This is a genomic window from Streptomyces sp. RK9 (genome assembly GCF_045070545.1).
Lineage (GTDB): Bacteria > Actinomycetota > Actinomycetes > Streptomycetales > Streptomycetaceae > Streptomyces > Streptomyces alboflavus.
In genome coordinates, this window is record NZ_CP173703.1 from 2,329,064 (window position 1) to 2,342,334 (window position 13,271).

General features: G+C 72.0%; 10 protein-coding genes. 5 read left to right on the plus strand and 5 right to left on the minus strand.

Features of this window, described 5'->3' with window-relative positions; genetic code table 11:
- Nucleotides 1–122: 122 nt before the first annotated feature.
- Nucleotides 123–3,662, plus strand: a complete 3,540-nt coding sequence (gene dnaE / locus AB6L24_RS09300; protein ID WP_405654070.1) for a DNA polymerase III subunit alpha — start codon at nucleotides 123–125, stop codon at nucleotides 3,660–3,662.
- A 109-nt stretch (nucleotides 3,663–3,771) separates the two neighbouring features.
- Here the strand turns inward: dnaE and AB6L24_RS09305 are convergent, their stop codons facing one another.
- A complete protein-coding gene (locus AB6L24_RS09305; protein ID WP_380851775.1) occupies nucleotides 3,772–3,951 on the minus strand; it encodes a hypothetical protein in 180 nt (59 codons plus the stop codon).
- A 333-nt stretch (nucleotides 3,952–4,284) separates the two neighbouring features.
- Between AB6L24_RS09305 and AB6L24_RS09310 the strand changes: the two genes are divergently transcribed.
- From AB6L24_RS09310 to AB6L24_RS09325, 4 genes are all read left to right on the plus strand, one after another.
- Nucleotides 4,285–5,499 carry an NYN domain-containing protein gene (locus AB6L24_RS09310; protein ID WP_405654073.1) on the plus strand — a complete coding sequence of 405 codons (1,215 nt, stop codon included), beginning with the start codon at nucleotides 4,285–4,287 and terminating at the stop codon, nucleotides 5,497–5,499.
- A 106-nt stretch (nucleotides 5,500–5,605) separates the two neighbouring features.
- Complete coding sequence (locus tag AB6L24_RS09315; protein WP_193560784.1) at nucleotides 5,606–6,643, plus strand: ABC transporter ATP-binding protein; 1,038 nt, start codon at nucleotides 5,606–5,608, stop codon at nucleotides 6,641–6,643.
- Nucleotides 6,644–6,794: 151 nt separating this feature from the next.
- Entirely contained in the window at nucleotides 6,795–7,616 is an 822-nt protein-coding gene (locus AB6L24_RS09320) for an ABC transporter permease (RefSeq protein WP_087883710.1), read from the plus strand.
- A gap of 55 nt (nucleotides 7,617–7,671) precedes the next feature.
- Nucleotides 7,672–8,376, plus strand: coding sequence for a DUF2567 domain-containing protein (locus AB6L24_RS09325; protein WP_405654076.1), 705 nt, complete (start codon nucleotides 7,672–7,674; stop codon nucleotides 8,374–8,376).
- A gap of 316 nt (nucleotides 8,377–8,692) precedes the next feature.
- Here the strand turns inward: AB6L24_RS09325 and ybaK are convergent, their stop codons facing one another.
- The 4 genes from ybaK to AB6L24_RS09345 form a co-directional block, all read right to left on the minus strand.
- Complete coding sequence (ybaK, locus tag AB6L24_RS09330; RefSeq protein WP_405657104.1) at nucleotides 8,693–9,193, minus strand: Cys-tRNA(Pro) deacylase; 501 nt, start codon at nucleotides 9,191–9,193, stop codon at nucleotides 8,693–8,695.
- A gap of 71 nt (nucleotides 9,194–9,264) precedes the next feature.
- A complete protein-coding gene (locus tag AB6L24_RS09335) occupies nucleotides 9,265–10,005 on the minus strand; it encodes an LON peptidase substrate-binding domain-containing protein (protein ID WP_405654079.1) in 741 nt (246 codons plus the stop codon).
- Between the two features lie 11 nt (nucleotides 10,006–10,016).
- The gene (locus tag AB6L24_RS09340) at nucleotides 10,017–11,033 is read right to left on the minus strand and encodes a hypothetical protein (RefSeq protein ID WP_405654081.1); all 1,017 of its coding nucleotides are present in this window, start codon (nucleotides 11,031–11,033) and stop codon (nucleotides 10,017–10,019) included.
- A 513-nt stretch (nucleotides 11,034–11,546) separates the two neighbouring features.
- Nucleotides 11,547–13,061 (minus strand): oxidoreductase, encoded by a 1,515-nt coding sequence (locus AB6L24_RS09345; RefSeq protein ID WP_380839728.1) that lies wholly within the window; start codon nucleotides 13,059–13,061, stop codon nucleotides 11,547–11,549.
- Nucleotides 13,062–13,271 lie beyond the last annotated feature (210 nt).

Below are 13,271 nucleotides of genomic sequence, written 5' to 3' on the forward strand. Positions count from 1 at the left end.
GGCCACCACCCCTCATCGAGGCGCTGCGCGCCACAGCTTTCGCCCTCCATGTCAGTCGCGCGGATTAGACTTCCACGCTGTCCACCCACGCCACCCGCAGAGTTCCCCCGGAGGCCAACGTCGTGTCGAAGCCGCCCTTCACGCACCTGCACGTCCACACCCAGTACTCGCTGCTGGACGGTGCCGCGCGGCTGAAGGACATGTTCAACGCGTGCAACGAGATGGGCATGACGCACATCGCGATGTCCGACCACGGCAACCTGCACGGGGCGTACGACTTCTTCCACACGGCGAAGAAGGCGGGGGTGACACCGATCATCGGGATCGAGGCGTACGTGGCGCCGGAGTCCCGGCGCAACAAGCGGAAGATCCAGTGGGGCCAGCCGCACCAGAAGCGCGACGACGTGTCCGGTTCGGGTGGTTATACGCACAAGACGATCTGGGCGGCGAACCAGACCGGCCTGCACAACCTGTTCCGCCTGTCCTCGGACGCGTACGCCGAGGGCTGGCTGCAGAAGTGGCCCCGGATGGACAAGGAGACGATCTCCCAGTGGTCGGAGGGGCTGATCGCCTCGACCGGGTGCCCCTCGGGTGAGCTGCAGACGCGGCTGCGTCTCGGGCAGTTCGACGAGGCGGTGAAGGCGGCTTCGGAATACCAGGACATCTTCGGCAAGGACCGGTATTTCCTGGAGCTGATGGACCACGGCATCGACATCGAGCGCCGGGTGCGTGAGGACCTGCTGCGGGTCGGAAAGAAGCTGGGCATTCCGCCGCTGGTCACGAATGACTCGCATTACACATATGCGCACGAGGCGACGGCGCACGACGCGCTGCTGTGCATTCAGACGGGCAAGAACCTTTCGGATCCGGACCGATTCCGATTCGACGGGACGGGTTATTACCTGAAGTCGACGGACGAGATGTACGCCGTCGACTCCTCCGACGCCTGGCAGGAGGGGTGCGCCAACACGCTCCTCGTGGCGGAGCAGATCGACACGACCGGCATGTTCGAGAAGCGCGACCTCATGCCGAAGTTCGACATCCCGGACGGCTTCACCGAGGTCACCTGGTTCCAGGAGGAGGTCCGGGTCGGCATGAACCGCCGCTACCCGGGCGGTGTCCCCGAGGACCGCCAGAAGCAGGCCGAGTACGAGATGGACATCATCATCCAGATGGGGTTCCCCGGGTACTTCCTCGTGGTCGCCGACTTCATCATGTGGGCCAAGAACAACGGCATCGCGGTCGGCCCCGGCCGAGGCTCCGCGGCGGGCTCGATCGTCGCGTACGCCATGGGCATCACCGACCTCGACCCGATCACGCACGGACTGATCTTCGAGCGGTTCCTCAACCCCGAGCGCGTCTCCATGCCCGACGTCGACATCGACTTCGACGAGCGCAGGCGCGTCGAAGTGATCCGGTACGTGACCGAGAAGTACGGCGAGGACAAGGTCGCCATGATCGGTACGTACGGCAAGATCAAGGCGAAGAACGCCATCAAGGACTCCGCGCGCGTCCTCGGCTACCCCTACGCCATGGGCGACCGGCTCACCAAGGCCATGCCCGCCGACGTCCTCGGCAAGGGCATCGACCTCGACGGCATCACCAACCCCACCCACCCGCGCTACAGCGAGGCGGGCGAGATCCGGGGGATGTACGAGAACGAGCCGGACGTCAAGAAGGTCATCGACACCGCCAAGGGCGTGGAGGGCCTGGTCCGGCAGATGGGTGTGCACGCGGCCGGCGTGATCATGTCCAGCGAGCCGATCGTGGACCACGCGCCGATCTGGGTGCGGCACACCGACGGCGTCACGATCACACAGTGGGACTACCCGCAGTGCGAGTCGCTCGGCCTGCTCAAGATGGACTTCCTGGGCCTGCGCAACCTCACGATCATGGACGACGCCGTCAAGATGGTGAAGGCCAACAAGGGCATCGACCTGGAGATGCTCAGCCTTCCGCTCGACGACCCCAAGACCTTCGAACTGCTCTGCCGCGGTGACACCCTCGGCGTGTTCCAGTTCGACGGCGGCCCGATGCGCTCGCTGCTCCGCCAGATGCAGCCCGACAACTTCGAGGACATCTCCGCCGTCTCGGCCCTCTACCGGCCGGGCCCGATGGGCATGAACTCGCACACGAACTACGCCGAGCGCAAGAACGGCCGCCAGGAGATCACGCCGATCCACCCGGAGCTCGAAGAGCCCCTGAAGGAGACGCTGGGCCTCACCTACGGCCTCATCGTGTACCAGGAGCAGGTGCAGAAGGCCGCCCAGATCATCGCCGGTTACTCCCTCGGCGAGGCCGACATCCTGCGCCGCGTGATGGGCAAGAAGAAGCCCGAGGAGCTGGAGAAGAACTTCGTCCTCTTCCAGGCGGGCGCCAAGAACAAGGGCTACTCGGACGCCGCGATCCAGGCCCTGTGGGACGTCCTGGTCCCCTTCGCCGGATACGCGTTCAACAAGGCGCACTCGTCCGCGTACGGCCTGGTCACCTACTGGACCGCGTATCTGAAGGCGAACTACCCCGCCGAGTACATGGCCGCGCTCCTCACGTCGGTGAAGGACGACAAGGACAAGTCGGCGGTGTATCTGAACGAGTGCCGCCGCATGGGCATCAAGGTCCTGCCGCCGAACGTGAACGAGTCGGTGCACAACTTCGCCGCCCAGGGCGACGACGTGATCCTCTTCGGCCTGGAGGCGGTGCGCAACGTCGGCACGAACGTGGTGGAGTCGATCATCCGGTCGCGGAAGGCGAAGGGGAAGTTCGCCTCGTTCCCGGACTACCTGGACAAGGTGGAGGCGACCGCGTGCAACAAGCGCACGACGGAGTCGCTGATCAAGGCGGGCGCGTTCGACACGATGGGGCACACCCGCAAGGGCCTCACCGCGCAGTACGAGCCGATGATCGACAACGTGGTGGCGGTCAAGCGCAAGGAGGCCGAGGGGCAGTTCGACCTCTTCGGCGGGATGGGCGAGGACGACTCCGACGAGCCCGGGTTCGGCCTGGACGTGGAGTTCTCCGACGACGAGTGGGACAAGACGTATCTGCTCGCCCAGGAGCGGGAGATGCTCGGTCTCTACGTCTCCGACCACCCGCTGTTCGGCCTGGAGCACGTGCTCTCGGACAAGGCCGACGCGGGCATCGGACAGCTGACCGGTGGCGACTTCTCCGACGGCGCGGTCGTCACCATCGGCGGCATCATCTCCGGGCTCCAGCGCAAGATGACCAAGCAGGGCAACGCGTGGGCGATCGCCACCGTGGAGGACCTCGCGGGCTCCATCGAGTGCATGTTCTTCCCGGCGACGTACCAGCTGGTGTCCACGCAACTCGTCGAGGACGCCGTGGTGTTCGTCAAGGGGCGGCTCGACAAGCGTGAGGACGTCCCCCGCCTCGTCGCCATGGAGATGCAGGTCCCCGACCTGTCGAACGCCGGGACCAACGCGCCCGTGCTCATCACCATCCCGACCGTGAAGGTGAGCCCGCCGATGGTCACGCGCCTCGGCGAGATCCTCAGCCACCACCGGGGCAACAGCGAGGTGCGGATCAAGCTCCAGGGCGCCCAGAAGACCACCGTGCTCCGGCTCGACCGGCACCGCGTGAAGCCCGACCCGGCGCTCTTCGGCGACCTCAAGGTGCTGCTCGGCCCGTCCTGCCTGGCGGGCTGACCCCACCACCGGCGGCGCGAGCGGCGCGCACGGCGGGAACCGCATGGCCAAGGGGCGCACCCGGATCGGGTGCGCCCCTCATGTGTGCCTGTGCGGGCGCCAGTTGGCGTCAGTTGTGGCCGAAGCGGCGCTGGTGCTTACGGGCAACATCCGCCGGGCTGCCCTGGGCCTGCGACTGCATGGCCTGCTGGGCCTCGGTCGCGGCCGACCTCGCTTCCTCGTTGGCGCGCTCGGCCTGCGAGGAGCGGTTCTGCTGGGAGCCCTGTTTGCGGTTCTTGTTCTTGGCCATGGTGATCTTCCTCCTGGGGGTGATCGAGGGGCCAGGACGCGACCAGACTCACATAGGTCGGCAAAAGGCGCATTTTGGATAATTACCGTGCGTCATAGGGGGACTCGCGGGGGCACTCGAAAGGAGCCACGCAACGCGTTCGGGCGGATACGCCACGCCGAAGATCGAGTTCGGGCCGTTAACCTCCGCGAGGTCGGGCAGACTCGAAGGAAACCCGAAGTGACCTCCAGGATCCGCGGGATCTCCCGATCCGCGAAAACGCCGGATCCCCGCCCGGGATCTGTGGGATCTTCGGGCACCTTCAGGAATCTTCCAGGGAAGAGGGTGGATGGCGTGGACCGCTGCATCGTCCTGGTGGACGCCGGGTATCTGCTGGGAGCCGCCGCGAGCCTCCTCGCGGGAGAGCCGTCCCGGTCCCGGATCACCGTCGACCACACCGCCCTCATCCAGGGTCTGCGGGAGCGCGCCGAGGCCGACACGGAGCGCCCGCTGCTGCGGATCTACTGGTTCGACGGCGCCCCCGACCGCGTACCCCAGCCGGAGCACCGCAGGCTCCGCGTGATGCCCCGCGTCACCGTCCGCCTGGGCGCCCTGACCCGCAGCGACGGCCGCTGGGCGCAGAAGGGCGTGGACGCCGCCATGCACGCCGAGCTGACCGAGCTGGCCCGCAACCGCGCCTGCTCCGACGTCGTGCTCGTCACCGGCGACGGCGATCTGCTGCCCGGCATGATGGCCGCCAAGGAACACGGCGTCGCCGTCCACCTCTGGGCCGTACAGGCCGCCGACGGCGACTACAACCAGTCCGAGGACCTGGTGGCCGAGGCCGACGAGCGCCGCGTCCTCGACCGCGTCTGGATCACCAAGGCCGTCCGCGCCAAGGAGCTCACCGGCGTCTGCGCCCCGCCGCCCGCCCCCCGCCCCGAGATCGCCGCGATCCTCTCCGCCCCGCTGCCCGAGTCCGCGCTCACCGCGACCCCCGAGCAGGCCGGGGCCGCCCCGCACCCCGCCGCGGCCCCCCGCGCCCAGGAGAACGGGGACCGCAATCCGGCCACCAAGGGCGTGCCCACCCCCAAGGACCTCGCGGCCCTGCGCGCCCCCGGCGTCCACCACCCCAAGGAGCCGGCGAGCGCGACCCTGCGCTGGTCGTCCGACAAGGGCTGGGTGGACCGCCCCGGCACCCCCGCCGAGCCCCCGGAGGCCGCGGCGCTGCCCACCCTCGCCCAGCTCACCACGGCCGAGCAGCGCTGGGCCGACCGGGAGGAGGACATCACCACCGTCGGCGGCGACCCCTTCGAGGTCGGCCAGGTCTTCGCCCGGCGCTGGATGGGACGCCTGCCCGAGCAGCACAACCTCCAGAAGCTCGGCGCGATGTACCCGCGCATCCCGCACCGCATCGACGGCGAGCTGCTGCGCTACGCCGCCCGGTTCGGCCTGCTCGCCCACAAGGACGACCAGATCGACGAGCACGACCGGTACGCGATCCGGGCGGGCTTCTGGCGCGAGATCGACGTGCGGACCGCCGCCGAGCACGCTCCGGCCGGGGAGTGAGGTCCGCTCCCGCGGGTGGTGAGGGTCCCCTCTTCGGCGGGCGGACGGGGCGCGAGGGCCGCCCCGCGCGCCCTACCGGACACGGGACCCCGTACCCTCGTCCTTCGTGAGTACGCGCGCGGCACAGGCAGTCCGACAGGGGCTCCGGCAGGGGCACGGCAGCGATGCCGTCTGCGTCGTGCGTGACCTGGTCAAGGTCTATCCCGCCGCCCGCGGCAGGCGCGGCAGGCCCGCGACGCCCGAGGTCCGGGCCAGCGACGGCCTCGACATCGAGGTCGGCCGCGGCGAGATCTTCGGCCTCCTCGGGCCCAACGGCGCCGGCAAGTCCACCCTCGTACGCCAGCTGACGGGCCTGATGCGGCCCGACAGCGGCAGCGTCCACGTCCTCGGCCACGACATCGTGCGCCACCCGGAGCGGGCCGCCCGGCTCCTCGCCTATCTGGGCCAGGAGTCCACCGCCCTGGACGAGCTGACCGTCTCCCTCGCCGTCGAGACCACCGCGCGCCTGCGCGGCCTCGAGACCGCACGCGCGCGGACCGAGCGCGACGACGTCCTGGACGAGCTGGGGCTCACCGCCCTCGCGTCGAGGCCCCTGAAGAAGCTCTCCGGCGGCCAGCGCCGGCTCGCCTGCTTCGCCACCGCCCTGGTGGGGGAGCGGCGACTGCTCGTGCTCGACGAGCCGACGACCGGCATGGACCCCGTGGCGCGGCGCGCCGTGTGGGGCGCCGTCGACCGGCGCAGGGCCGAGCGCGGCACCACCGTCCTGCTCGTCACCCACAACGTCATCGAGGCCGAGACCGTGCTCGACCGCGTCGCCGTGCTCGACCACGGCCGGGTCATCGCCTGCGACACGCCCGCCGGACTCAAGGAGCAGGTCGCCGGGGAGGTCCGGGTGGAGCTCGTCTGGCGCGAGCGGGCGCCCGTCGACGTGCCCGAGGTCGCCGCGCTGCGGTCCTCCGCGGTCGAGTCCGGGCGCAAGTGGACGCTGCGGCTCGCGCCCGAGGAGGCGCGGGCGGCCGTCGCGGCGGTCACCGGCGGGGGCGCCTTCGCCGCGCTGGACGATTTCACGCTGGCCACACCCAGCCTGGAAGATGTGTATCTCGCCCTGGGTGGGCGAGGCGGGGACGGGCTGGTGAAGGCGTGACAGCTCCTCTCCGCGGCGGGGTCTTCGGTGCCGCCGCCGCGCGGCGGACCTCTCCCACCCGCCCGTCCGTCACCCCGAACCGCGAGGGCGGCGGACGAAGCAGGGTGGGCTTCGCCCGCAAGCGCCACGACGTCGGCAGGAAGGTTGTCCGTTGAGTGCCGTTCCCCTGGAAGCCGTCGTGCGCGCCGAGGAGGGCGTCGTACCGGTGCCGGACGTCGCGGCGCCGCTCGGGGCCCGGGCGCGGCTCCTGCCGGCCCTGGGCGCCGTCTACCGGGCACAGCTGTCGCGGGCCCGCGTCGCGCGCATCCCGCTGCTCTTCGTCGCCACCTTCCAGTCCGTCGGCATCATGATCCTCATGCGGGGCGTCGTGGACGGTGGCGGTGAGGCCCACGCCGTCGTCGCCGGGTCCTCGGTCCTCGTGGTCGCGTTCGTCGCGCTGAACCTGCTCGCCCAGTACTTCGGCCAGCTCCGCGGCGACGGCGGCCTCGACCACTACGCCACGCTGCCCGTGCCGCCCGCCGCCGTCGTCCTCGGCGCCGCCGCCGCGTACGCCTCCTTCACCGTGCCCGGCACCATCGTCACGGCCGTCGTCGGCTGCGGGCTCTTCGGCCTGCCGCTGACGCACCTGTGGGTGCTCGCCGCCGTGATCCCGCTCTCCGGCGCTGCCCTCGCCGGGCTCGGCGCCGCCCTCGGGCTGCTCGCGCCGCGGCCCGAACTCGCCACCCTGCTCGGGCAGATGGGCATGTCCGCGGCGCTCCTGCTCGGGGTGCTCCCGGCCGAGCGGATGCCCGAGTTCCTGCAGTACGCCCGCGATCTGCTGCCCTCCACGTACGGCGTGGAGGCCCTCGCCCGGACCTTCGGCTCCGACCCCGACTGGGGCGCCGTCGCCCTCGATCTCGCCGTCTGCGCGGGCGTCGGCGTGGCCTCCCTGGCCGTCGCCACCTGGGCCTACCGGCGGGCCGCCGTCCGCTGACGCCGATCCGCCGTCCGGTGGCGCGGTTCTCAGGCGGAGCTGGCACCATGTGTGCGTGACCGCACCGCTGACACCCTCCCAACCGCCGCACGACCGCCCCGAAGACGGCGACGCCGACCCGTCCGGCCCCGACAACCCCTGGCGGGCACCAGCGCGGTCCTCGGGGTACGCGGCCGAGGCGGCGCACGAGGAGGGCGGAGCGCCCGTGCCGACCGATCTGAAGGCCGACGTGCGGGACGCCGTGGTGATCGCGCTCGCCGTCGCGGCCAGTGGGGTGCTGCTCGGGCTGCTGTGGCTGTGGCTCGCGCCCACCGTGCCGCTCATCGCCGACAGGACGTCCGTCTACCTCAAGGACACCGAGGGCGAGCAGGCCATCGGGGTCGACGGAACGTTCGCTCTCCTCGGCCTCGCCTTCGGCCTCGTCAGCGCGGTCGTCGTCTTCCTCGTGCGGCGGCGGGGCGGGATCCCGCTCGTCGTCGGGCTCGCCGCGGGTGGGCTGCTCGGGGCCGTGCTCGCCTGGAAGGTGGGGGTCTGGGTCGGGCCCGAGACGGATGTGGCGGCGCATGCGCGGGACGTGGGGGCGGGGGTCGTCTTCGACGCGCCCATGGAGTTGAAGGCCAAGGGGGTGCTGCTTGCGTGGCCTGTCGCCGCGATGGTCGCGCAGCTGGTGCTCACGGGGTTGTTCGGGCCCCGGGATCCGGAGCCGTTCTCGTCGTACGAGGGGGCTCATCGGGATGCTTATGGGGCGCCTGAGCGGTAGGGGGCCCTGCGGGGCTTTCCCCAGTCCCGCCCCTTCCCGAAACCGGGGGCTGCGCCCCCGGACCCCCGCTATCGGCGCTTCGCGCCTCGTCCTCAAGCGCCGGACGGGCTATGAATAGCCCCTCCGGCGATTGAGGAGCGGGGTCTGGGGCGGAGCCCCAGTTACGGGAAGGGGCGGGGTCGGGGAGCTCCCAGCCGGGCCCTACGCCGGGCGCCTGCCGTGGTTGGACTTGCCCTTCCTTACCCGCCACTTCCGCTTGCGCGTTTTCTTCGACATGGGTGTGGTCCTAGTCGAGGACGGGACCCGCGTCGAGGGGTCATTCACGCCCGATCGGGGCGAGCGTCGCGCTGGTGAGGGCGGCCAGGTCGGCGGGGGACAGCTCGACCTCCAGGCCGCGGCGGCCGGCCGAGACGCAGATCGTGGGGTGGGCGGAGGCCGAGTCGTCCAGGACGGTGCGCAGGCGTTTGCGCTGGCCGAGGGGAGAGATGCCGCCGCGGACGTACCCGGTGGTGCGCTCGGCCGCGGCCGGGTCGGCCATGGTGGCGCGCTTGCCGCCGACGGCGCCGGCGAGGGCCTTCAGGTCGAGGGTGCCCGCGACCGGGACGACGGCCACGGTCAGCTCGCCGTCGACGTCGGCGACCAGGGTCTTGAAGACACGGTCGGGGGAGACGCCCATGGCCTCGGCGGCCTCCTGGCCGTACGAGGGGTGGGCGGGGTCGTGGTCGTAGGAGTGCACGGTGAAGGCGGTGCCCGCCGCGGTGAGGGCGACCGTCGCGGGGGTCCCGCCCGCCTGCGTCTTCTTCTGCTTCTTCGCCACGCTGCTGCTCGCCAACTTCCGCGGTTCGTACGGTTCGTACGGGCTCGTACCTGAGGTGGTCCGGCCGTGCCTCAGTTGAGGCTGGTCGTGCCGCGCGTCAGTTCCGTCGCGGGCAACGACGGCAGATTACGGATGATCGCGGTCTCCGCGCGCAGCAATTTCAGCTCGGCGCGCAGCCGGGCCGCCGTGTCGGGGGCTTCGAGGAGCTCCTGCTTGGTGGGGGTGTCGAGGACGGCGGCGGCCGCGACCAGGTAGGACACGACCGACGGCTCGTCGGGGAGTTCCGCGCTGGTCGACAGGGAGCGTTCGCGGGCGCCCGCGAGCCGCTTCTGGTACGAGCGGAAGGCGCGCAGGACGCCCTCGGCGAGCGCGCCCGCCTCCTCGCCGGGCTGCTCGTCGAGGGTTTCCAGCTCGCCGACGAGGTAGGGCCCGGAGGCGTCCACCGAGAGCAGCCGCACCCGGGTCGTGCCGGTGGCGAGGACCTCGAAGCCGCCGTCCTCGCGCTCCCGGACGGTCGCCGCGTCCGCGACGCAGCCCACCTCGTGGAACGCCTTCAGCGGGTCGTCGCCGAAGCCCGCGGCGGGGCCCTGCTCGGGCTGGGCGGTCTGGTCGGGCAGGCCCGGCGCGCTCGGCGCCACTTCCCGGCCGTCACGGATCGCCACGACCGCGAACTGCCGCTGCTCGTCGTCGGGAACCTTCAGGAGTTCGCGCATCATGGCGCGATAACGCTCCTCGAAGACGTTCAGGGGCAGCACGAGCCCCGGGAACAGCACCGAGTTGAGCGGGAAGAGCGGAAGCCGGACGGTCGTCACGATCCGAAAGCCTAACGGCCGCCGGGACCCCGGCCGTCCGCGTCGCCCTGCCGCGGGCGCAGCGGGGTCCGTGCGGCGACCTCTATGCGCACCCCGTCCCTCAGCTCCAGGAACTGCCCGAGCGGGTCGTCGGACAGGCGGTCCCAGGGGAACGACGTCGCGTACGGCCCGATCAGGCGGAGCTGGTCGAGGGCGTCGTGCCAGCGCTCCAGGCGGATCAGGACGTACATGAGGAGGTTGCGGACCTCGGCCGGCCAGGGGTCGGCGGCGGCGTACTCACCCGACAGGGCGATGGCCAGGTCGGCCGCCTTGTCGAGGCGCTCGCGCGGCAGGTTCCCGGCGGCGCTGGTGAGGTAGGCGAACGCGGCGCGCACCGGCAGTGCCTGTATCAGCGAGCCGGGCAGCGCGTCGGCCGCCGCCCGCTCCGCGAAGTGGAAGCACTCGGTGTGCGAGCCGTACCAGTCCGCCGACAGGTACATCAGGGCCGAGGCGTGGCAGCCGTAGTGGTACGAGGAGCGGCGCACCGCCTGTGCCCACAGCTCCTCGAACTCGGTGTGCGAGGCGTGCGTGCCGCGGGCGTGGTCGAGCGCGATGCGCCACGGCACCGGGTCGCGCGGGTCGGCGTCGGCCGCGGCCGTGAGCAGCGGGCTGACCTCGCGCAGGAGCTCCGCGCGGGCAGGCGACTCCCAGCCGCGGACGACGGCCAGCTCGGCCTTGAGCAGCAGCGCGTCCGGGTCGTGCGGGGTGGCGGACAGCCAGTCGTCGAACCACTCGGAGCGGGAGCGGGCGAAGGCGGCGAGGCGGGTCGCGTACCGGTCGCGGTTCTCCCACTCGGCGGCCTCACGGGTGGTGGCGAGCAGCTTGGCGGCCGGGCCGTACTCGCCCCGCCCCGCCGCGACCAGGGCGGGCCCGAGCCGGTCGTCCGGCACGTCGAGCAGCACTTCGTCGTCGGGGGTCAGGCCGTCGGCCAGGCGCGGGGTGTGCCGGATCATGCGGGCGGTCCGGACGAAGGCGCGCAGCAGCGGCATCTGGCTGTCCCCCTTCGCGCCCCGACCGGCGCCGCTGCGTGGGGCGGGGCGCCGGTCGCCGTGGCCGGTGTCGTGGTCGGTGCTGCGACCCGCTCGTGGTCCGCGAGCGGTCTGTTGCTGGTCGCGTGTGTTGACGGACGAGATGGGCCGATGGTTGCCCCCCGCCGGATAACGGTTCAGCCGCGAAGCGCGGGCGCCCGCACGGCGCACACCCCCGGTCCGGCTCCGGCGCACCGGGCCCGTGGCGGGCGGTGCGGGCCGCCTCGACGCGGGCCCGCTCGGCACCCCGGCCCCGCCCGGCTGCGGCAGCCCGGCCCGGCCGCCGCACGCCGACCTGCGGTGGGCGGCGGTGTGGGTGCCCCCGAGCCGCCCTGCTCGGCACGACCGCCGGGCTCGGCTTCGGCATGGAGCGGTACCACCGTCCGGCCCACCTCCCAGACCCCGGCGCCCCAGCCACCCCTTCCGGCCTACCCGACCCCCGGCCCACCCCGTCCCCCAAGGCCCCCGGCCCTCTCAGCTCCGCCGCAGCAACCGCGTGGCCCCCGCCGCCACCGTCGTCGCCAGGATCCAGCCGAGGAGGATCAGGGCGGCGGCGAGCCACTGCCAGCCGCCGCGAAGTTGCCAGTAGCTGTCCTGGCCGAGGTTGATGACGGGCAGGAGGAGGTCGAGGGCGAAGAGGGAGGGGTTCCAGTTGGGGTGTTCGCCGGGTTTGAGCGGGGGGTGGTCGGCGCGGGAGAAGGCGATGGCGCTCGCGGCCCACAGGACGGCCATCCACAGTGCGGCCCGGCCGGGGCGGTAGCCGTAGGCGACCGTCCAGTCCTGGGCGTAGCCCCAGAGCTTGGCGGCGGGGGGCAGGGTCTCACGGCGGCGGCGCTGCTTGGCGAGCAGGACCTCGCGGGCGTCGGCGTCCTCGCCGCCGTTGCGCAGGACGGTGGCGAGCTTCTCGTACGGCTCGGGGTTGTACTCGGCGGTGGCCGCCGCCACCCACGCGAGGCGCCGTGACAGCGGGAAGCTGCCCTGCGGGATGAGGTTCTCGTACGTGAAGCCGCCCATCTGCAGGTTGCCGGGCCCCGGCCAGCTGGAGGCGCGGTCCATCAGGTTCACCACCCGCGCGCCGGACAGCACGATCTTGCCGCGCCGCGGCGCCTCGGACAGGAAGCGCAGCTCGGGCGTCTGGACGCGGCGCAGCGACACCTCCTGGTCGTTCTGCAACGTGAACCGGGCCTGGCCGAAATCCACCGCGTCGCCGAAGCGCCCGTCGTCCAGGCGGATGCCGCCCTCGCACTCGAAGCGCTGCACGCGGGTGCCGCGCGCGGGCGTCGTGCCGCTGGTCTGCGGGGGGTTGCCGACGCCCGCCGGGGTCAGGTACAGCGTGCGCTCGACGGTCAGCTGGGGCGCGTTCAGGGCGCGGCGGCTGTACGGGTTGGCGAGGCGGCTGCCGCGCAGGCTCAGGCTGACGCCGACCTTCGCGCCGCGCAGGCTCAGCTCGCCGTGCGACTCCAGCATCTCGGCCTGGAGGTCCTGGCCGACCGTCATGCCGTCGCCCATGATCGAGCGGCCGCGCCGGTCGCGGTAGACCACGGCCTGGTTGAGCAGCAGGTCCGTGCCGATGTGGGCGTCGGTGAGCCGCATGCCGTTGTGCAGGCGGCAGCGCGGCAGGTGCAGGTCGCCCTCGGTGTGCAGGCGGGCGGCCTCCAGACGCGGGATGGAGCAGTCGACCAGGCGCAGTGTGGTGAAGCGCGCCTCGGGCAGCAGGATCTCCTTCTCGAACCGGCAGCCCTTCAGCTCCGTGTACGGCACGACCGTGCCGCCCGCCAGGTCGAGCACGTCCGTGATCTGCACCCCGGCCAGCTTCAGGGACGACACCCGGCCCGCGAGCGCGGGCGGGCCGTCGAGCAGCAGCCAGCACACGATGCGGGCCCGGACGCTGCGCTCGGGGCCCCAGGGATACCCGCCGTGCGGGTCGTCCTCGGCCGCGTCCCCCGACCGCAGGTCGTACACGCTGCCGTTGCGGAACGCCTGCCACATGCCGATCTCCGCTGCGGTCAGCCCGTCCGGCGGGTCCCCGATGCCGGTGTCGTCGACCACTGCTGGTGTCCTCCCGTTGTGTTCGCCGGTGCACTCGTGTCTCGTGCACCTGTTCATGCCCGCTCCGTGACCGGCTGAACGCTAGTGGTGAACACGGCCGTCCGTTAATTCGCCGGGTGGAACGTCCGGGTCCGGGGGGCCTGTATCAGC